General features: G+C 41.6%; 24 protein-coding genes and 2 other annotated features. All 24 genes read right to left on the bottom strand.

The window, feature by feature from the left end; all coding sequences use genetic code 11:
* Positions 1 to 104 precede the first annotated feature (104 nt).
* Positions 105 to 710, bottom strand: a complete 606-nt coding sequence (locus ASE42_RS18190) for a class I SAM-dependent methyltransferase (protein WP_024425591.1) — start codon at positions 708 to 710, stop codon at positions 105 to 107.
* 96 nt (positions 711 to 806) lie between these two features.
* Positions 807 to 1,172 (bottom strand): 50S ribosomal protein L7/L12, encoded by a 366-nt coding sequence (rplL, locus tag ASE42_RS18185; RefSeq protein ID WP_008345418.1) that lies wholly within the window; start codon positions 1,170 to 1,172, stop codon positions 807 to 809.
* Positions 1,173 to 1,220: 48 nt separating this feature from the next.
* A complete protein-coding gene (gene rplJ, locus ASE42_RS18180; protein WP_024425590.1) occupies positions 1,221 to 1,721 on the bottom strand; it encodes a 50S ribosomal protein L10 in 501 nt (166 codons plus the stop codon).
* 69 nt (positions 1,722 to 1,790) lie between these two features.
* Positions 1,791 to 1,931, bottom strand: a sequence feature (ribosomal protein L10 leader region).
* 49 nt (positions 1,932 to 1,980) lie between these two features.
* Positions 1,981 to 2,679, bottom strand: a complete 699-nt coding sequence (rplA, locus tag ASE42_RS18175) for a 50S ribosomal protein L1 (protein ID WP_017359164.1) — start codon at positions 2,677 to 2,679, stop codon at positions 1,981 to 1,983.
* Positions 2,680 to 2,778: 99 nt separating this feature from the next.
* Positions 2,779 to 3,204: a 50S ribosomal protein L11 gene (gene rplK / locus ASE42_RS18170; protein ID WP_003216956.1), complete on the bottom strand. Its 426-nt coding sequence runs from the start codon at positions 3,202 to 3,204 to the stop codon at positions 2,779 to 2,781.
* A gap of 171 nt (positions 3,205 to 3,375) precedes the next feature.
* The gene (nusG, locus tag ASE42_RS18165; protein WP_003217197.1) at positions 3,376 to 3,909 is read right to left on the bottom strand and encodes a transcription termination/antitermination protein NusG; all 534 of its coding nucleotides are present in this window, start codon (positions 3,907 to 3,909) and stop codon (positions 3,376 to 3,378) included.
* 171 nt (positions 3,910 to 4,080) lie between these two features.
* A complete protein-coding gene (gene secE / locus ASE42_RS18160; RefSeq protein WP_008345422.1) occupies positions 4,081 to 4,257 on the bottom strand; it encodes a preprotein translocase subunit SecE in 177 nt (58 codons plus the stop codon).
* A gap of 34 nt (positions 4,258 to 4,291) precedes the next feature.
* Positions 4,292 to 4,441: a 50S ribosomal protein L33 gene (gene rpmG, locus ASE42_RS18885; RefSeq protein ID WP_008356502.1), complete on the bottom strand. Its 150-nt coding sequence runs from the start codon at positions 4,439 to 4,441 to the stop codon at positions 4,292 to 4,294.
* Positions 4,442 to 4,517: 76 nt separating this feature from the next.
* Positions 4,518 to 5,174 carry an RNA polymerase sporulation sigma factor SigH gene (sigH, locus tag ASE42_RS18155; RefSeq protein ID WP_008345424.1) on the bottom strand — a complete coding sequence of 219 codons (657 nt, stop codon included), beginning with the start codon at positions 5,172 to 5,174 and terminating at the stop codon, positions 4,518 to 4,520.
* Positions 5,175 to 5,237: 63 nt separating this feature from the next.
* Positions 5,238 to 5,750: a ribosome-dependent mRNA decay endonuclease Rae1/YacP gene (gene rae1 / locus ASE42_RS18150; RefSeq protein WP_024425589.1), complete on the bottom strand. Its 513-nt coding sequence runs from the start codon at positions 5,748 to 5,750 to the stop codon at positions 5,238 to 5,240.
* Positions 5,751 to 5,752: 2 nt separating this feature from the next.
* Positions 5,753 to 6,502 carry a 23S rRNA (guanosine(2251)-2'-O)-methyltransferase RlmB gene (gene rlmB / locus ASE42_RS18145; protein ID WP_024425588.1) on the bottom strand — a complete coding sequence of 250 codons (750 nt, stop codon included), beginning with the start codon at positions 6,500 to 6,502 and terminating at the stop codon, positions 5,753 to 5,755.
* The gene (locus tag ASE42_RS18140; RefSeq protein WP_024425587.1) at positions 6,486 to 6,917 is read right to left on the bottom strand and encodes a Mini-ribonuclease 3; all 432 of its coding nucleotides are present in this window, start codon (positions 6,915 to 6,917) and stop codon (positions 6,486 to 6,488) included. Before ASE42_RS18140 ends, rlmB begins: the two co-directional genes overlap by 17 nt.
* A gap of 3 nt (positions 6,918 to 6,920) precedes the next feature.
* The gene (cysS, locus tag ASE42_RS18135; protein WP_024425865.1) at positions 6,921 to 8,321 is read right to left on the bottom strand and encodes a cysteine--tRNA ligase; all 1,401 of its coding nucleotides are present in this window, start codon (positions 8,319 to 8,321) and stop codon (positions 6,921 to 6,923) included.
* Positions 8,318 to 8,971 carry a serine O-acetyltransferase gene (cysE, locus tag ASE42_RS18130; protein WP_024425585.1) on the bottom strand — a complete coding sequence of 218 codons (654 nt, stop codon included), beginning with the start codon at positions 8,969 to 8,971 and terminating at the stop codon, positions 8,318 to 8,320. The genes cysS and cysE overlap by 4 nt, the downstream gene beginning before the upstream one ends.
* Positions 8,972 to 9,053: 82 nt before the next feature.
* Positions 9,054 to 9,284 (bottom strand) — a binding site (T-box leader).
* On the bottom strand, positions 9,284 to 10,735 hold the full coding sequence (gene gltX, locus ASE42_RS18125; protein WP_025092232.1) for a glutamate--tRNA ligase: 1,452 nt from the start codon (positions 10,733 to 10,735) through the stop codon (positions 9,284 to 9,286). It overlaps the preceding feature by 1 nt.
* 94 nt (positions 10,736 to 10,829) lie before the next feature.
* Positions 10,830 to 11,306, bottom strand: a complete 477-nt coding sequence (gene ispF / locus ASE42_RS18120; RefSeq protein ID WP_003216928.1) for a 2-C-methyl-D-erythritol 2,4-cyclodiphosphate synthase — start codon at positions 11,304 to 11,306, stop codon at positions 10,830 to 10,832.
* A gap of 3 nt (positions 11,307 to 11,309) precedes the next feature.
* Positions 11,310 to 11,999 (bottom strand): 2-C-methyl-D-erythritol 4-phosphate cytidylyltransferase, encoded by a 690-nt coding sequence (gene ispD / locus ASE42_RS18115; protein ID WP_024425583.1) that lies wholly within the window; start codon positions 11,997 to 11,999, stop codon positions 11,310 to 11,312.
* A gap of 13 nt (positions 12,000 to 12,012) precedes the next feature.
* Positions 12,013 to 13,113, bottom strand: coding sequence for a PIN/TRAM domain-containing protein (locus tag ASE42_RS18110; protein WP_024425582.1), 1,101 nt, complete (start codon positions 13,111 to 13,113; stop codon positions 12,013 to 12,015).
* Positions 13,114 to 13,266: 153 nt separating this feature from the next.
* Positions 13,267 to 14,346, bottom strand: a complete 1,080-nt coding sequence (gene disA / locus ASE42_RS18105) for a DNA integrity scanning diadenylate cyclase DisA (protein WP_024425581.1) — start codon at positions 14,344 to 14,346, stop codon at positions 13,267 to 13,269.
* A gap of 2 nt (positions 14,347 to 14,348) precedes the next feature.
* A complete protein-coding gene (radA, locus tag ASE42_RS18100; RefSeq protein WP_025092231.1) occupies positions 14,349 to 15,728 on the bottom strand; it encodes a DNA repair protein RadA in 1,380 nt (459 codons plus the stop codon).
* 93 nt (positions 15,729 to 15,821) lie between these two features.
* Positions 15,822 to 18,257, bottom strand: coding sequence for an ATP-dependent protease ATP-binding subunit ClpC (clpC, locus tag ASE42_RS18095; RefSeq protein ID WP_007496263.1), 2,436 nt, complete (start codon positions 18,255 to 18,257; stop codon positions 15,822 to 15,824).
* Positions 18,254 to 19,345: a protein arginine kinase gene (locus ASE42_RS18090; RefSeq protein ID WP_024425579.1), complete on the bottom strand. Its 1,092-nt coding sequence runs from the start codon at positions 19,343 to 19,345 to the stop codon at positions 18,254 to 18,256. The genes clpC and ASE42_RS18090 overlap by 4 nt, the downstream gene beginning before the upstream one ends.
* A gap of 4 nt (positions 19,346 to 19,349) precedes the next feature.
* Positions 19,350 to 19,907 carry a UvrB/UvrC motif-containing protein gene (locus ASE42_RS18085; RefSeq protein ID WP_024425862.1) on the bottom strand — a complete coding sequence of 186 codons (558 nt, stop codon included), beginning with the start codon at positions 19,905 to 19,907 and terminating at the stop codon, positions 19,350 to 19,352.
* Between the two features lie 14 nt (positions 19,908 to 19,921).
* Entirely contained in the window at positions 19,922 to 20,386 is a 465-nt protein-coding gene (locus ASE42_RS18080; RefSeq protein WP_003217184.1) for a CtsR family transcriptional regulator, read from the bottom strand.
* Positions 20,387 to 20,619 lie beyond the last annotated feature (233 nt).

Genomic DNA, 20,619 nt, shown 5'->3' with positions numbered 1-20,619 from the left:
TTTCCCAAGTATGCATAATTTATACAAAATAGTTGTTTTTTAAGCCTATCAAGCAAAATATACACATTGGCATTTTATAATGTTAACACAGCTAGGAAACTGCGTCAAACTTTTTTAGCTTTGATGATATAGTAGCCCTTTTTTTTCAGCACAACCTCGACTTCTCCAAAGAGCTGCTCTAATTTTTCAATCGCAGATGGTCCACCTTGCTTTTTCTGAATAACCACCCACAACTCACCTTCCGGCAATAAATGATCAGCACTTTTTTCAAAGATCGCATGTACAACTTTCTTCCCTGCCCGTATTGGGGGATTGGTCAGTATAGAGGCAAAAGCAGCTGAGGAATGAACATTCGAGAACAAATCACTTTGATAGATGCGAACATTATCAATGCGATTATGTTTAGCGTTTTCCTTTGAAAGTTCGACTGCTCTTTCGTTCACATCAATCATATGAATGGTACGGCTAGTCATTTCGTTTGCTAACGATAAGCCGATCGGTCCATAACCGCAACCGACATCTAAGACATCGCCATCCAAGTCAGGTTCTTCGAAAGCTTCAATTAAAAGCCTTGAACCAAAGTCGACTTCTTTCTTAGAAAACACTCCACTGTCACTTGTAAAAGTAAAGGTACGGTTTCTCAAGGTGAAGTCCCATGTCTGTTTATTGCTTTTCACTGATGGCTTTTCCGTATAATAGTGGTCACTCATGGTGAATGGACCTCCTCTGGATTCAATCGTTTCAGGAGATTAGAAAAGAAAAAGCCCGCCAGTAAAAGCGAGCTTTCCCAAAAGATTAGGCGAAGATTACTTAACTTCTACAGAAGCGCCAACTTCTTCAAGCTTAGCTTTAAGTTCTTCAGCTTCTTCTTTAGCAATACCTTCTTTAAGTGGTTTTGGAGTGTTGTCAACAAGTTCTTTAGCTTCTTTCAAGCCAAGACCAGTGATTTCACGAACCACTTTGATAACTTTGATTTTTTGGTCTCCAGCACCAGCAAGTACTAGATCAAAATCAGTTTTTTCTTCAGCAGCAGCACCGCCACCAGCAGCTACAGCTACAGGAGCAGCAGCAGTTACGCCAAATTCTTCTTCGATTGCTTTTACTAAGTCGTTTAACTCAAGTACAGTTGCTTCTTTAACTGAAGCAATGATTTCTTCGATATTTAAAGCCATTTGTAATTCCTCCATTTTAAGTTTTTTTACGTAAACGTAAAGTACGCATTAAGCGCCTTGTTCTTCTTTTTGATCTGCAACTGCTTTAGTAGCAAGAGCAAGATTACGAACTGGAGCTTGAAGAACGCTAAGCAACATAGAAAGTAAGCCTTCGCGAGACGGAAGTTCCGCAAGAGCCTTCACTTCTTCTACAGTCGCTACGTTTCCTTCGATGACACCAGCTTTGATTTCTAAAGCTTCGTGGCTTTTCGCAAATTCGTTGATGATTTTCGCAGGTGCGATAACATCTTCGTTACTGAATGCGATAGCGTTTGGACCTGTTAAGAAATCGTTTAAACCCGTTAGTTCAACTTGTTCAACTGCACGGCGAGTCAAAGTGTTTTTGTAAACTTTGAATTCTACGCCAGCTTCACGAAGCTGTTTACGAAGTTCAGTCACTTCAGAAACTGAAAGACCGCGGTAATCTACAATGACAGTAGACATACTATCTTTAAATTTAGAAGTAATTTCATCAACGACAACTTTTTTAGTATCGATTGCATTGCTCATGGTTACACCTCCTGTACATTCTTTGTGTAACACTTATACCGATCAGGCCATCACGTTCCTAACGAACGGTTCTCCATATAAAAAGCCTCCACTAAGACATGGAGGCTGTATATACAAGCATACGTTAACGTAAGACTGTGACATATACACCTCGGCGGGTTAATTAAGCCATAAGGCCCCTGCTGTCTACGGTATAAATGGACATTATTCTATTTTACAACATTTTGATATTATCAAAATGGTTGTCATAAGTCAAGAATTATTTTGCAGAGAAAGAAGATGGATCCACTTTCACGCCAGGGCCCATAGTAGATGTAACAGAAACGTTTTTCACGTATACACCTTTAGCCGCTGCAGGTTTTGCTTTAAGGATTGTGTCATAGATTGTTGCAAAGTTCTCAACAAGCTTTTCGTCCTCGAAAGAAACCTTTCCGATTGGCGCGTGGATGTTACCAGCTTTATCAACGCGGTATTCTACTTTACCAGCTTTGATTTCATTGATTGCTTTTTCAACTTCGAACGTTACAGTTCCTGTTTTAGGGTTTGGCATAAGACCTTTTGGTCCAAGTACACGACCGATCTTACCAACTTCACCCATCATGTCAGGTGTCGCAACGATTACATCGAATTCGAACCAGCCTTGTTGGATTTTAGTGATGTAATCAGAATCTCCAACGTAGTCTGCTCCAGCAGCTTCTGCTTCTTTTGCTTTTTCGCCTTTAGCGAACACAAGAACGCGTTGAGTTTTACCAGTTCCGTTAGGAAGTACAACTGCACCGCGGATTTGTTGATCGTTTTTACGAGGGTCTACGCCCAAACGAAAAGCAACTTCTACAGTCGCATCAAATTTAGCTGTATTTGCTTTTTTTGTAAGAGAAACAGCTTCAGCTACATCATACGCTTTAGTACGATCGATCAGCTTAGCAGCTTCTACATACTTTTTACCTTTTTTAGCCATTATAAAAATCCTCCTTATGTGGTTTTAGCGGAATAACCTCCCACGAATAAGGGTTGCGAACTTGTCAAAACCAAACTCGCAACCCAACAAGACAAAAAATTAATCTTCGATGACAATACCCATACTGCGTGCAGTACCTTCAACCATGCGCATAGCTGATTCAACGCTAGCAGCGTTTAAGTCAGGCATTTTTGTTTCCGCGATTTCGCGTACTTTATCACGCTTAACAGTTGCCACTTTATTACGGTTAGGTTCACCAGAACCAGACTCAATACCAGCTGCTTTTTTAAGTAAAACTGCAGCAGGTGGAGTTTTAGTAATAAATGTAAATGAACGGTCTTCAAAAACCGAAATTTCAACAGGAATGATAAGACCAGCTTGGTCAGCTGTACGAGCGTTAAACTCCTTACAGAATCCCATGATATTAACACCGGCTTGACCTAGTGCAGGTCCAACTGGTGGAGCTGGGTTAGCTTTTCCAGCAGGAATTTGCAATTTAACAACTTTAACTACTTTTTTAGCCACGAGACACACCTCCTTAAAGTCCGTGATGTGGTAATAGGGGAATCCCCCTCCCACTCAACAACTTCATTCTTTATATGAATGACGAAATAACTAGCTAGCGATCTTGAGTGAACTCAAGACGTACCTTTGCTATATTACCACTTCTATACACTCATTTCAAGCTCTTTTAAATTACAATTTATCGATCTGTGTGAACTCAAGTTCAACAGGTGTTTCTCTACCAAACATATTAACGAATACTTTGACTTTGCTTTTATCGTAATCAATTTCTTCAATCGATCCAGTGAAGTTAGCAAATGGTCCATCGATGACCTTAACTGTTTCTTTCAGTTCAAAGTCGATTTCTGTTTTGCGTTCTTCAAGACCCATTCTCTTCAGAATGGTTTCGGCTTCGCCTGGCAGCAGTGCAGTCGGCTTTGAGCCTGATCCAGCTGATCCAACGAATCCAGTGACACCTGGTGTATTACGAACAACATACCAAGAGTCGTCAGTCATCACGATTTCCACTAGGACATAGCCAGGGAATACTTTCTTTTTGACGACTTTTTTCTTACCATTTTTAATATCCGTTTCTTCTTCTTCTGGTACGACGACGCGGAAGATTTTATCCTGCATGCCCATTGATTCAACACGCTTTTCCAAATTCGCTTTTACTTTGTTTTCATAGCCAGAGTACGTATGCACAACATACCAATTCTTTTCCATTTTCGTTCAGGACTATTTAGTCCTTCCCTCCCCACATTTCATAATGTCTATTTGACGAATCTCGAGTAACGGTAAATATTTTCAAGCAATTGAAAAAACCCGTAAAACGGGTTTTTTGGCAAGTCATATTATGATCTATTATAGCACGTTCAGCAGACCATTATTCAAGTATTAATGAATTAATTCGATTAATTGTGAGATTCCTATATCAAGAAAAGAGAAAAAGATGGCAAAGAATACGACTGTTAAAATAACAGTGATTGTGTAGCGGACCATTTCGTTCTTCTTTGGCCAGCTGACCTTTTTCATTTCTTTTCCGACACTTTTTAAGAAACTGATAATACGCATGTAAAAGACCTCCACAGATTAAAGAACGCAAATCTTACTTCGTTTCTAAATGTGTTTTATGTGAATTACAAGTCTTGCAATATTTCTTAACTTCTAATCTTTCAGCTGCTGAAGCAACACTTTTCATTGTCGTATAATTGCGGCTTCCGCAGTCTTTACAGGCTAGAGTAATCTTTTTCCTCATATTTACACCTATTTTCTCGACATCATTTCATTAGTACCTTATCACAGTGTCGAAAAAGCTGTCAATATAGGTTTGATTAGAGACTAATCTCGCGAAGCTCTAAATATTTCTCTAATTTTCTCTTTACTCTTTGGAGTGCGTTATCAATTGATTTCACATGACGGTTTAAATCTTCCGAAATCTCCTGATAGGATCTGCCATCAAGATACAGCACAAGTACCTTTCTTTCCAGCTCGCTTAGCAGTTCACCCATCTTCATTTCGATATCATCAAATTCTTCTTTGCTAATAATTAAGTCTTCTGGGTTAAGCGCTTTAGCACCGGAAATGACATCTAATAATGTTCTGTCCGATTCTTCATCGTAGATCGGCTTGTCTAATGATACATAGGAATTTAACGGGATATGTTTTTGGCGAGTAGCTGTTTTAATTGCGGTGATAATTTGGCGGGTAATACATAATTCTGCAAAAGCCTTAAATGAAGTAAGCTTGTCCTCTCTGAAATCGCGGATAGACTTATAAAGTCCGATCATTCCCTCTTGGACAATGTCCTCTCGATCCGCTCCTATCAAGAAATAAGATCTTGCTTTCGCACGTACAAAATTGCGGTATTTCGTTATTAAATAATCTAGCGCATCACTATCTCCGACATGAACCCTTTCAATGACTTGTTCATCTTCCAACTGGCAAAATTGCTCTCTGATGGACTTACCCTTGCTGTTGTTTAGATTCACTTCGATCCCCCCGACCGCACCTAGATAGAAATATTATACATTAATGGTTGAAATATCGTCAAGCTATTCCAGATTCCCGCGCCGCCATTTTTCAAACGTTTTCAATACATCTTCTGACAATTCAATCTTAGATGCTGGTTTATCAGAAGTAATCTTTTTGACCCTCGTTTCAATCTTTCGTTCTATCACTTCAATCTCTCTTAAAAGCTCACGAGCCGACTTCCGAAGAGCTCCTTGTCCAAAAATAGCCCATTGTTCCGTAAAATCTGAGGTTGCCACATGAATTTGCGTCCGGATATTATTCAAATCCTGCGCCAGCTTTTCAATCCGCTCATCCGCCGTTTCATTCTCTCTCGTAAAGATGACCTCTACTCGGTGGTTGGTCCGCTTTTTTTCAATTCCTTTGACCATATGGGCATCGAATACGACAATGACTCGATACCCAGTGTATGCTTGATATTCTGCTAAATGTTGAATCAGCACGTCTCTGGCTTCTTCAAAGCTGTTTTCCTTTAAGTGCTGCAGCTGAGGCCATGCACCTATCATGTTGTATCCATCGACTAAGAGGATATCCATCTCTATTCTCCTAACGGATAACGTTTTCGATACACTTCATACATCAATAGACCAGCCGCAACTGATGCGTTTAACGAAGTAACCTTCCCGGCCATAGGCAGTTTAATCAGAAAATCACACTTTTCTTTAATCAATCGGCCAATTCCTTTTCCTTCACTGCCAATCACAAGAGCCAGCGGCATTGTGCCATCAAATTGTCTGTAATCCTGTTTAGCAGACGCATCTGTTCCCGCAACCCAGATTCCTCTTTCTTTCATTTCATCAAGGGCTCTTGAAAGATTGGTCACTTTTGCAACAGGAATATGCTCAATTGCTCCAGTGGATGCCTTAGCAACTGTTGTTGTTAGACCGACCGCTCTCCTTTTCGGAATGACAATCCCATGTGCACCTACAGCATCTGCCGTACGCATAATAGATCCTAAATTATGCGGGTCTTCAATTTCATCTAAAATCAGAAAGAAAGGCTGTTCATTCCGCTTTTCAGCGATTTGATACAGATCGTCCAATTCTGCATATTCATATGCTGCTACTTGTGCAACGATTCCCTGGTGCTGACCTGTAACCATTTGATCAAGCTTTTTCCTCGGAACATACTGAATGGTGATATTTTGCTTTTTAGCGAGTTCAATGACCTGCTGGGCTTGTCCTTTTACAGTGTTTTCCGCCATCCAGAGCTTGTATAACTCCCGATCTGACTTCAGTGTTTCAATCACTGCATTTTTCCCAATGACATAATCATGTTGCTGACTCATTTGTCTTCCTCCCTGACGTTCCGATTTCAATCGCCTGACCAATCAGCTCTTCTAAGCGTTCGTCCTGCTTTTCGATAAATAAATACCCCATGAGCGCTTCAAACGCTGTACTATAACGATACGTTTGAACGTCTGTGTTTTTAGGCACTGTGCCTGATTTTGCGTTTCTTCCTCTTTTCAGCACCGCTTCTTCTGCTTCAGTGAAAAAGCCTTGCTGCTGAAGCGTAAATAAAATAGCAGCCTGTGATTTAGCTGAAACAATTTTGCTTGCTCGTTTGTGCAGCTCATTTGGTTTTGTCGCCCCCGTTTGGAGGAGGTGATGCCTCACATACACTTCAAAAATGGCATCACCCATATAAGCCAGCGCAAGTCCGTTCAGCTGTTTACCGTCTTTCAGCTTTTCAAAATTCAACATTGCCTATTCTCCTCTTTTCCAACGAGTACCTTGAGGAGTGTCCTCCAACACAATATTCATGTTCTTTAATTGATCACGAATTTGATCAGATAGGGCAAAGTCACGATTTCTTCTAGCTTCATTGCGTTTTTCAATTAACGCTTCTACCTCTTCGTCAAGCGTGTGCTTTTCTTCTAATGAGAAGCCGAGAACAGACGTAATTTCTTGGAACAAGCCGATAAATGCCTTGATCACTTCCTCCGAAGTATGATCATTTTCCATATAATAATTCGCCTGTTTCGCTAATTCGAATAAAACAGAGATCGCATTTGCCGTATTGAAGTCATCATTCATTTCAGAAATAAATGTCGCACGCTGCTCTTCAATTTTTTCCAGCCATTCAGCATTGTCTTCCGTGATATTCGTACTGCTCTCAAGACGGTGATGTAAATTCGCATACGATGTCTTGAGTCGGTTAAACGCACTCTTTGTACTTTCTAATAAATCCATTGAGTAGTTAATTGGGTGGCGATAGTGAACCGACAACATAAAGAAGCGGAGCACATCAGGATCTTGTTCTTTCACAATGTCATGCACGAGCACAAAGTTGCCAAGTGATTTTGACATTTTTTCATTATCAATATTAATATACCCGTTATGCATCCAATATTTCGCAAAAGGCTTCCCTGTCAAAGCCTCAGATTGGGCAATTTCATTCTCATGGTGAGGGAATGTTAAATCCTGTCCGCCAGCATGAATGTCGATCGTATCACCTAAATATTTTTTGACCATTGCCGAGCATTCGATGTGCCAGCCTGGGCGTCCTTTGCCCCACGGGCTATCCCAAGAGATTTCCTGATCCTTTGCAGCCTTCCAAAGGGCAAAGTCCAGCGCATCTCGTTTCTTTTCACCTACACGAATACGAGCACCCGTCTTCAGTTCATCAATTGATTGGTGAGAAAGCTTTCCATAACCTTCAAATGAGCGTGTGCTGTAATACACGTCACCATCTGCTTCATAGGCGTAGCCTTTTTCAATCAATGTCGCAATAAACGCAATGATATCATCCATGTTTTCCGTCACTCGCGGGTGAAGGTCTGCTTTTTTGCAGCCGAGCGCACTGACGTCTTCAAAGTAGGCTTGGATAAAACGATCAGCAATTGTCGGCACATCTTCTCCGAGTTCATTGGCTGCCTTGATGAGTTTATCATCCACATCTGTAAAGTTTGATACAAAGTTCACATCGTAACCGCTGTATTCTAAATACTTACGTACAGTGTCATAAACAATAGCAGGTCTAGCATTCCCGATATGAATGTAGTTATAAACGGTTGGTCCGCACACATACATCTTGACCTTTCCTGGCTCAAGCGGGACAAATTCTTCCTTCTTACGTGTCAATGTATTATAAATATTGATTGTCATGATTGTTCTTCCTTTCTGCTCAATGAAGCCAGCTCACCTTTTAGCTTTTCCATTTCTCGTTCCAATTCTTTAAAACGATCGGAAACTGGATCTGGCAAATCTTGATGGTTGAGATCACGATTGATTTTCTTTCCATTTTGAACGACCACTCGCCCAGGTATACCTACAACAGTGGAATGGTCTGGGACGTCTTTTAACACGACCGACCCTGCACCAATCTTGGACCCTTTTCCAACCGTGATAGAACCAAGCACCTTGGCACCTGTCGCAATGAGGGCATCATCTAAAATGGTCGGATGCCGCTTTCCCTTTTCTTTCCCTGTTCCCCCTAATGTCACGCCTTGGAAAACAGTGACGTTGTCTCCAATTTCACATGTTTCCCCGATCACGACGCCCATGCCGTGATCAATGAAGAACCGCCTGCCAATGGTTGCCGCCGGATGAATTTCCACCCCTGTGAAAAAGCGGCTGACCTGAGAAATGATCCGCGCAATAAAATACAGCTTCCGCTTATAAAATGCGTGCGCAATACGGTGAGCCCAAATCGCATGAAGCCCTGAATAGGTTAGCACTACTTCAATATAGCTTCTAGCAGCAGGATCTTGATCAAACACAGTATCAATATCTTCTTTCAGCATTTTGAAAAACACATGCTCCCCCCGTTCTTCCCCATGAATCTCTCTTAGGACTTGCTCTCTTTTTTTGGACAAATAAAAAACGCCTCTGCCAAATGACAGAGACGTTTTGAAAACGCGGTTCCACTCTGTTTAGAAAGCTACTTATCTTTCAGCCTTCTCAACTTAATCCCATAACGGAGGGTACCGCCCTTGCATACTAACGTACGTGTTCCTCAAGGGTCTTGAGGGTGCATTTCCAATGTCTGCCCATAAGTCTCTTTCAGCCGGTGGAGACTCTTTCTGTGATGGACGAGTACATTGTACTTCTCCCTCGCAACGATTTCCTTATATTTGTTTAATGCGGTTTAATACCGTTTCTTTACCTAGTAATTCAATACTTTGCGGAAGTTCTGGGCCATGCGTTTGTCCTGTGACAGCCACACGAATCGGCATGAATAGTTTCTTGCCTTTATGCCCTGTTTCTTTTTGTACCGCTTTAATGGCAGCCTTGATTTCATCAGGTGTGAAAGACTCAAGCTGTTCAAGCTGACCTGCAAAAGATGCCATCACTTCTGGTACTTGCTCCTCTGCTAGAACTTCCTTTGCCTCTTGATTATACTCAATTTGCTCCTTAAAGAACAACTCTGTTAACTCAACAATTTCTGCTCCGTAGCTTAATTGTTCGTGATACAGAGAAATAAGCTTGCGTACCCACGTGTTTTCTTCTTCAGTCAGCTGCTCACTTACCTTGCCTGCTTTTTGAAGATGCGGAAGTGTTAGTGCCACAACCTGATCAAGATCAAGTGCTTTTACGTATTGGTTGTTCACCCATTTTAGTTTATGCATATCGAATAGAGCTGGTGACTTAGAAAGTCGGTTTACATCGAAAATGTCGATGAATTGCTCTTTTGTAAACAGTTCTTCTTCGCCTACTGGAGACCATCCAAGTAATGCAATGAAGTTAAACAGGGCTTCAGGTAAATAGCCTAAGTTCTTATATTGCTCGATGAATTGAATAATTGATTCATCACGTTTACTTAATTTCTTACGGTTCTCGTTCACAATCAACGTCATATGTCCGAATAGCGGAACATCCCAGCCAAATGCATGAAAAATCATAATTTGTTTAGGGGTATTTGAAATATGATCTTCTCCGCGAAGAACGTGAGTCATTTTCATCAAATGATCATCCACGGCTACGGCAAAGTTATAAGTTGGCGTGCCATCTTTTTTCACAATAACAAAGTCACCAATGCCGTCTGTTTCAAATGAAATTTCACCTTTGACCATGTCGTCAAATTTGATGATTTCTCCTTTTGGTACTCGGAAGCGGATGCTTGGCTCTCTTCCTTCAGCAATCAGTTTGTCCTCTTCTTCTTTTGATAAATGACTGCATTTACCAGAATATCGAGGCATTTCACTGCGGGCGATTTGTGCTTCACGCTCGGCCTCTAGCTCTTCTGCCGTACAATAGCACTTATACGCCAAGTCCTTCTCTAACAGCTCGTCATAATATTTTTTGTAAATATCATTACGCTCTGATTGTCTATAAGGACCGTAACCGCCATCTTTATCAATGCTCTCATCCCAATCAATACCGAGCCATTGCAGGTGGCGAAGCTGGCTTTCCTCCCCGCCTTCTACATTACGCTTTTGGTCCGTATCCTCGATTCGAATAATAAATTTGCCGCCTTGGCTGCGTGCGAACAAATAGTTGAAAAGAGCCGTTCTAGCATTCCCAATATGTAAATGACCAGTTGGACTCGGTGCATAACGAACACGCACTTCATTTCCCATGAGTTTAACTTCCTTTCATCTGCATCATGTTGTCTGACACCAATTTTTTATAAACGTATTTTATCATCAAAACCTATTCTCATCAAAATGGATTTTACTTTTTCTGAAGAAGCACTGTTGCCTGAGAGGCAATTCCTTCTCCTCTTCCTGTAAATCCGAGTTTCTCTGTCGTTGTTGCTTTGACATTCACCTGTGTGACATCTGCCTCAAGCGCTTCTGCAATTTTCTCACACATTGGTTGAATGTAAGGTGCCATTTTAGGCTTTTGCGCCATGATGGTGCAGTCAATATTCACAAGTGTGTAGCCCTTTTCTTTCACAAGTGCCCACACATGCTGCAATAATTTAAAAGAATCTGCATCCTTAAACTCAGGATCTGTGTCTGGGAAATGTCTGCCGATATCTCCTTCAGCAATCGCACCCAGGCATGCATCTGCCACTGTGTGAAGCAGTACGTCAGCATCTGAATGCCCTAGCAGACCCTTTTCATAAGGGATGGTGACCCCGCCGATAATTAGAGGTCTTCCCTCTGTTAATTGATGTACATCAAAACCTTGTCCTATTCTCAACATGATCTAGTACCCTCTTTCCGCATCCATAATTGCCTTGGCAACCAATAAATCATCCGGTGTTGTCAGCTTAATATTGGTATAGTCTCCTTGGACAATATACACATTCTCACCTTGTAATTGTTCAACAAGACTGGCGTCGTCTGTTCCAAGGAAGCCTGTCCGCTCCGCATATTCATGCGCCTCTTTTAAAATAGAATGACGAAAAGCTTGTGGGGTCTGGACTGCCCACAAGCTCTGACGTTCAATGGTTTGTTCCACTTTGCCTTCTTGAACGCGTTTGATTGTGTCTTTCACTGGTACCGCTACAACTGCGGAGCCTTTTTCAATCGCCGCTTTAACGAGCAAGTCAATCTGTGTATGCTTAATAAAAGGCCTTGCCCCATCATGAACAAGCACGATGTCCGCATCTTTCACAGCCTTTAATCCTTCGTATACACTTTGCTGACGTTCTTCACCGCCAGTGACAAGTGAAACAGGCGTTTGAAAAGCGTGTACCTTGAGTAGCCTTTCAAAGTCTTGACGCTCCTCTTCATTGATCGCTAGGATCATTCGTTTGCATTGCGCATGAGCGTCAAACACCTTTAGTGTATGAATGATGACCGGCATTCTTTTCAGCTCAATAAAAAGCTTATTGCGGCCGGCCTTCATTCGTTTCCCCTGCCCCGCAGCCGGAATAACTACTTCATAATACATGTTCGTTCTCCCTTTAGAGCGCCTTCTCCAGAAGTTTTGGCTTCGCAAAAATCATTCTTCCAGCAGCAGTCTGCAGCACACTTGTGACGAGCACGTCAATGTCTTTTCCAATGTAATTGCGTCCTTCCTCGACCACAATCATCGTCCCGTCATCTAAGTAAGCAACACCTTGGTTATGCTCTTTCCCATCTTTGATGACCTGTACCTTCATTTCTTCCCCAGGCAGTACAACCGGTTTAACGGCATTGGCTAGATCATTGATGTTTAACACTGCTACTTTTTGAAGTTCGCATACTTTATTTAAATTAAAATCATTGGTCACAACAACACCTGAAGTTAATTTCGCCAGCTTCACAAGCTTGCTATCAACCTCTTGAATGTCTTCGAAGTCACCTTCGTAAATTTCAACTTTGATATCCAATTCTTTTTGAATACGATTTAAAATATCAAGACCTCTTCGGCCTCTATTTCTCTTTAATACATCTGAAGAGTCTGCAATATGCTGTAATTCCTCGAGTACAAATTGAGGAATGACCATGACACCTTCTAAGAATCCAGTTTGGCAAATATCTGCGATTCTTCCATCAATGATAACACTTGTGTCTAAAATTTTCAGCTTTTTATCTTCTATTTCAGGTTCATCATCAGCTGCTCCTTTTTTCTTTGTGACCTTTGCAGATCGGGAGAACAGCCCTATCATTTCATCCTTCTTCTTAAAGCCTACCTGAAACCCAAGGTATCCTAAAAAGAAAGCCAGGAAAATCGGAATAATGGTACCAAAAATATGATATGGGATATTGTTTAGCGGGATCACGTTTACAATAAGATATGCTAGAATAAGTCCAAATACTAATCCGAAACTTCCAGATATAAGATCAGGAAGAGGCGCCTTCAATAGAGAATCCTCGATCCATTTCACCCAATTAACCACATAACCTGTGCACCATTTACCAATGATGAAGAACACAACGGCTCCTATTAGTGCTGAAGAGTAAGCATTTGTTATGAAAGGTATGTCCTTTACATTTAAAAGCAGAAATAACTCTGGAATGATAAAAATCCCCACAACTGCACCCAAAATGATAAAAAACGCCTGAACGATTCTTTTTAACATACCTTCACCTCCTTTATTTTTCATCTGTCAATCCACCTTCATCTGACATTGATATATGTTTAAGTTTCCTATCATGAGCAACAGAAAACAAAACCATCATTAATATACCCATATTCATCCATTTTTAACCGTAGTAGAGAAAAATTTCTCTTCTTAAAGCTGACGGTCGATATAATGTTTTTCTTGTAACCTTTTTAATCCTTTTTTTATCTTTTTCGCTCTTACTTCTCCAATTCCTTCTACTTCATCCAATTCTTGTACATCTGCTTCCATAATTCGATCTAGCACACCGAATGCTTCAACCACATTTTCGACGATTGGCATTGGCAGTCTAGGGATTTTATGGAGCAATCTGTATCCTCTTGTGTACACATATTCGTCAATATTTGTAGAAGCTGGATATCCAAGTAACTTGTACAGAATGGAATCATCTAAAAGCTCAAAGCTCGACATATCTTGAAGTTGTTTAAGCAGCACATACGGATCTTTAATCTTTTCTTTCACGTAATCTTTAATAAATAAAGCCGCTTCCTGCTCCATATCTGTAATCAATTCATTGACCTGCAGACGGATCAAGTGTCCCTCTGTTCCAAGCTCTTTGATATACATATTGATTTCATTTTTGATTCTGAGTACCATTTCGTAGCGGTGCAGCACGGATAATACATCACCAAAGGTCACAAGCTCTTCGAATTCTAGGGCGCTTAACGCAGAAATGGCATGATCTAAAATCGTTTTATATTTCTCAAGTGTTTGAATGGCTTGATTAGCCTTTGTTAAAATAAAGCCAATATCTTTCAGCGTATAACGACGATTCCCTTGGTATAAGGTAATGACGTTCCTCCGTTCAGAAATAGCAATAATTAAGCAGCCTGTCTGCTTTGCTACACGTTCAGCCGTCCGGTGCCTCATGCCTGTTTCCGATGAATGAATGGTTGCATCTGGCATCAGCTGTGTATTCGCATACAAGATTTTTTGACCAGAATCGCTAAGAATAATGGCCCCATCCATCTTCGCCAATTCATATAAATGTGCTGGGGAGAAGGCTGAATTAATGTGAAATCCTCCATCTACCACACTCTTTACTTTGTCATTATAACCAACTACAATGAGCCCGCCAGTATTGGCTCTCAGGACGTTTTCAATCCCTGCCCGCAGAGGTGTTCCTGGTGCCACAAACTGTACAATATCTAAGAGATCGAGTTCTCTCGCTCCTTTTTTCTCTTTTTCCATTTCTATGATCCCCCTAGTGAAATTCGAAGTGCCTCCGCTACATTTTCTACACCAACTAACTCAATCCCTCTCGGCTTTTTCCATCCGTCTATATTCGCCTGAGGAATAAACATTCGCTTAAATCCTAGTTTTGCAGCTTCCTGCACTCGCTGTTCAATTCTTGATACTCTTCTGACTTCTCCCGTCAGACCGACCTCTCCTATAAAGCAATCCGCTTGATGCGGCGCTGCATCTTTAAAGCTTGATGCAATACTGACGGCAATAGCTAAGTCAATCGCCGGTTCGTCAAGCTTCACACCGCCTGCGACCTTTAAATAGGCATCTTGGTTTTGCAGCAGCAGCCCCACGCGTTTTTCTAAAACTGCCATGAGCAGCGATACTCGATTATGATCAAGGCCAGTGGCCATTCTTCGCGGATTCCCAAAGCTTGTCGGGGAAATTAATGCCTGTATCTCGACAAGTACGGGTCTTGTTCCTTCCATTGAGGCAACAACACACGAACCAGATACACCTGCCGACCGCTCTTCTAAAAAGATTTCTGATGGGTTTAATACTTCCGTGAGCCCTTCCTCTCTCATTTCAAAAATTCCCAATTCATTCGTTGAACCAAATCGGTTTTTGACCGCCCGTAAAATACGAAACGTATGATGACGCTCGCCTTCAAAATAAAGAACTGTGTCCACCATATGCTCTAAAAGGCGTGGACCTGCGATCGAGCCTTCTTTGGTCACGTGACCAACGATAAAAATAGGAATACCATTTGTTTTGGCAATCTTCATCAGCTGCGCTGTACATTCTCTAACTTGAGATACAGAGCCGGGAGCTGACGTGATATCGCTTTGGTAAACGGTTTGAATCGAATCCACCACAACAAAAGCAGGTTTCATCTCCTGTATAGCAGACGTTATATACTCCATATCGGTTTCAGCCAAAACATGTAAAGAGGCGCTTTCAATGCCCAGGCGGTCCGCTCTTAGCTTCGTTTGTTTAATAGACTCCTCACCAGATATGTATAACACATTCTGATTTTTGTCTGAGAGCTGTGCTGATACTTGTAATAACAATGTGGACTTCCCAATCCCAGGATCTCCGCCGATGAGAACAAGAGAACCTTTGACAATTCCACTTCCTAATACTCGGTTAAATTCTTCTAAATTTGTTTTAATTCGGGGTTCCTCGGATGTTTCAATTGCAGATATAGGTGAAGGTTTTTGAATGGTTTGAACAGAATGATTAAAAGCACTTCGACGGTTTGCCGGCTCTTTGCGAACGACCTCTTCTGTCATACTGTTCCACGTGCCGCAGCCTGGACATTTCCCCATCCATTTGGCTGACTCATAACCGCACGATTGGCATATAAATTTTGATTTTGTCTTAGCCATAGATTGAAGAATACAACTCCTTATACTGGTCAGAAAATAAGTAAAGGGAGGCATACACCTTACTGGTATGCCTCACACTTTTTTCTTACTATATTAGTTCGTAGCAGCCGTCGCTTTTACGACAATTTCTCCATCTTCCACATCTAATACGATATGTTGACCTTTTTCAATATTGCCCTTCAGAAGCTCTTCAGAAAGTCGATCTTCCACGTGCTTCTGAATCGCTCTTCTTAACGGACGCGCACCGTACTCAAGGTCTACTCCTTCGTCGGCAATCTTCGCTTTTGCTGCTTCCGTCAATTCAATTGATAGGTCTTGTTCTTTTAATCGTTTTGTCAATTGATCAGACATGAGAGACACGATCTCTTTGAGATGTTTCTTCTCAAGCGAGTGGAAGACAATGATTTCATCAATACGGTTGATAAACTCAGGTCTAAACGCACGTTTCAACTCGCCCATCACTTTGCCTTTCATATCCTTGTAATTTTGACTTTCATCCTGCACGTTAAAGCCAACATATTTATTGCGCTTCAGCTCACTAGCTCCAACGTTTGATGTCATGATCAAAATCGTATTTCTAAAGTCAACGGTACGCCCTTTAGAATCAGTCAGACGACCATCTTCTAACACTTGCAGTAAGATATTAAATACATCTGGATGCGCCTTTTCAATCTCGTCTAAAAGAACGACAGAATAAGGTTTTCTTCTCACTTTTTCAGTCAGCTGTCCACCTTCATCATAGCCCACATAGCCTGGAGGTGACCCAACAAGTCTGGATGTAGAGTGTTTCTCCATGTATTCAGACATATCAATACGGATCATTGCTTCTTCATCACCGAAAATAGACTCAGCGAGTGCTCTTGCAAGCTCCGTTTTACCAACCCCTGTTGGACCCAAGAAGATAAAGGAGCCGATTGGACGCTTCGGATCTTTCAGGCCAGCACGCGCACGTCTCACTGCTTTGGCTACAGCGACAACCGCTTCATCCTGTCCGATCACGCGAGAGTGGAGCAATTGTTCCATGTTCAGAAGCTTATCTGTCTCCGTTTGAGCAATTTTCGAAACAGGCACTCCCGTCCAGCTGGAAACGACCATTGCGATATCATCTACAGATACCTCTGAATTCTCTTGTCCCTGCTTTTCTTTCCATGATTTCTTTGTCACTTCTACTTTTTCACGCAAACGCTGTTCTGTATCGCGAAGAGAAGCTGCTTTTTCAAATTCTTGACTTTGAACTGCCGCATCCTTTTCCTTGCGTACTTCATCCAGCTTTTGCTCTAATTCTTTTAGATTAGGCGGTGTCGTGAACGAACGTAAACGGACTTTCGAACCTGCCTCATCAATTAAATCAATCGCCTTATCTGGAAGGAAACGGTCAGAAATATAACGGTCAGACAGCTTCACCGCCGCCTCAATCGCTTCATCTGTAATAGACACACGGTGATGTGCTTCATACCGGTCTCTAAGTCCTCTTAAGATTTGAATACTTTCATCAACAGACGGCTGATCTACTTGAATTGGCTGGAAACGTCGTTCAAGCGCAGCGTCCTTTTCAATGTATTTACGGTACTCATCTAACGTTGTCGCTCCAATACATTGAAGCTCACCACGTGCTAAGGATGGCTTCAAGATATTAGATGCATCAATCGCGCCCTCTGCTCCACCAGCACCAATGAGTGTATGAAGCTCGTCGATAAAGAGAATGATATTTCCTGCCTGGCGAATTTCGTCCATCACTTTTTTCAAACGATCCTCGAATTCACCACGATATTTCGTCCCAGCTACAACAGTTCCCATATCCAGTGTCATCACTCGTTTATCGCGCAGGATTTCAGGCACTTCGTTATGAATAATTTGCTGTGCAAGACCTTCTGCGATGGCTGTTTTACCAACACCAGGCTCACCAATCAGCACGGGGTTATTTTTTGTTCTTCTACTTAGGACCTCAATGACACGTTGAATTTCTTTGCTTCGGCCAATGACAGGGTCCAAGCTGTCCTCTTTTGCGATAGCTGTCAAATCTCTTGCCAAGCTATCTAGTGTTGGTGTATTTGCATTGCTATTAGAGCCTGCCGCAGATGCACCTGTTTCATTGCTTCCAAGCAGCTGCAGGACTTGCTGACGTGCTTTATTTAAGCTCACTCCGAGGTTATTTAAGACACGGGCAGCGACACCCTCTCCCTCACGAATAAGACCTAATAGAATATGTTCTGTCCCTACATAGGAATGACCTAGCTTTCTTGCTTCATCCATTGAAAGCTCAGTGACCTTCTTCGCTCTAGGCGTATAATGAGGAATAGCTTGAGACACCTCTTGCCCTCTTCCAATCAAGCTTTCGACTTCTTTTTGGATTTTATCTGAAACAAGGCCCAGTGCTTCTAACGCTTTGGCAGCGATGCCCTCACCTTCACGTACAAGGCCAAGTAAAATGTGCTCAGTACCTATGTTTTTATGGCCTAGGCGAATGGCTTCTTCTTGTGCAAGTGCTAATACCTTTTGAGCTCTTTCAGTGAATCTTCCAAACATCATATCGTTTCATCCTCCTGTCCATTCCTATGCATTTCTAAGCGCAGCCTTTCTCTAATAATCGCTGCTCGTTTTATATCTCGTTCATTTGGCTCTAAGGCTCCTCCTGAATATTGTTGAAGGAAGCCGGGCTGAGTCAAAATCATGAGTTCATTCAGTATATTACTTGAAAGCCCCTTAATGATACCTAAATCAATTCCAAGCCGCACATCTGACAAACACTTTGCTGTTTCCTTTGATTCAATCATACGACAATTGGCCAAAATCCCTAAGGAACGGTACACTCTGTCCTCAAGTTCAATTTTAGATGTTTGATATAACGCTTTTCGTGCAGATCGCTCTTGTTCAATGAGCTGAGCGGTCACACTATTCAAGTCATCTACAATGTCTTCTTCTGATTGGCCAAGTGTCATTTGATTTGATATTTGAAAGATGTTTCCTATTGCTTCGCTGCCCTCACCATAAATTCCTCTGACCACAAGACCTAATTGATTAATGGCCGGAATAATCCGATTCATTTGTCTTGTGAGCGCTAATGCTGGTAAATGCATCATGACCGAAGCCCTAATACCTGTACCTACATTGGTCGGACAGCTTGTTAAGTATCCTCGCTTTTCAGAAAACGCATAATCCACTTGCTCTTCAATCCAGTCATCTACCTGATTAGCCGCTTTTAGTGCATTGGCTAGCTGAAAACCTGGGAATAAGCATTGGATTCGAATATGGTCTTCTTCATTCAGCATCACACTGATTTCTTCATTCTCAGAAAGCAAACAGCCGCCAAATCTTGATTCAGCTAAATTGGGGCTAATCAAATGCTTTTCAACAAGTACCCTCTTTGCTAAAGGCTGCGTTTCATTCATTCGAATGAGAACAAAGTTTCCAATGTCCTTCACTTCCTGGCTAGCAAACTTTTGTTCGAATTGCTGGAGAACAGCTTCAGCTTCAGCTTGAGAAAACTGAGTTGGGAAACGAACATGCTCTAGATTGCGAGCTAGCCGGATACGACTGCTTAAAACAATGTCACTTTCTGGTCCTTTTTGTTTCATCCACTGACTTAGAGCGTCTTGAATAAAATGCTGGAGCGACATGTCGTTAATCTCCCTCCCTCTGCTGAGATTGCTCATGCTCTAATGCACGAATTTGATCTCGAACTTCCGCTGCCTTTTCGAACTCTTCTTGTTCAATCAGCTGCTTCAGCTCTTGCTGCATTAACTCAAGTTTCCGGCGAACATGCAGGCTGCCGGCAATTCGTTTTGGGACTTTTCCATTATGGACTGTATTTCCACTATGGACTTTCCGTAAAACAGGGTTCAGATACTGATCAAATGTACGATAGCATTCTGCACAGCCAAATCGGCCTGTTTTTCTGAACTGCTGAAAGGTTAAGCCACACTTAGGACATTGATCCACTTCTTTCGCTTCTTGAAAAATAGACGAGCCCTTGTTAGCACTTGTGGTGAAGCTAGGATCAATATTCAATAAGCCTGATAATAAGTTGTGAATCGAGAAACCTTGGTTTCCACTCATAGCATATGAATCACTGTTTTCTTTTGCACATTGTTCACATATGTGCATTTCTTGTTTTTCTCCATTTATAACTTTCGTAAAGTGAAAAGTGGCTGGTCTCTCATTACATTCTTGACAAATCAATCTTTTCACCCGCTTTACTTTAATTTCAAAGCATTTAACATCGCTTTCATCATCCGAGCACGCAGTTCATCACGTTCAGGTAAATCAATATGCAATACAGAACGGTCCATGACACTAATCATCATTTTAGCTTCTCTTTCAGATAAAATGTTATTTTCAACAAGACGCATGATGATATGATCAGATGCAGCCTGTGATAAACGATGATATATTTGGGAAATAATGTTGTTCAATAAGTCGACTTCATCATTCATTTTGACTTTAATGATGCGGATATAGCCACCGCCGCCACGCTTACTTTCAACGATATAGCCTCTCTCGCTCGTAAAGCGTGTATTGATAACATAGTTAATTTGTGAAGGTACGCATTGAAATTTATCTGCAATTTCATTGCGCTTAATTTCTAATATTTCTCGACCGTTCTGATCCAAGACTTCCTTCAAATACTGCTCGATGATATCAGAAATATTTTGTGCCACTCCGCCTCCTCCTCCATTGACTTTGACTATATTTGACTTTAATCTTACTATAAATTTTTTCGATCGATTTTTCAAGATAATCGCTCAATTAACAATATTATTTCCACATTTATATGGTATCAAACCTCTCAAAAACACAAAAAAGACCAGTTCCGACTGGAACTGATCTTTATAGAAGCTTGGCGGCGTCCTACTCTCACAGGGGGAAACCCCCAACTACCATCGGCGCTGAA

It is taken from the genome of Bacillus sp. Root920, from assembly GCF_001429445.1.
GTDB classification, from domain to species: Bacteria; Bacillota; Bacilli; order Bacillales; family Bacillaceae; genus Bacillus; species Bacillus safensis.
The sequence above is the reverse complement of the archived record's forward strand: the minus strand, read 5'-3'. Positions and strand labels throughout refer to the sequence as shown.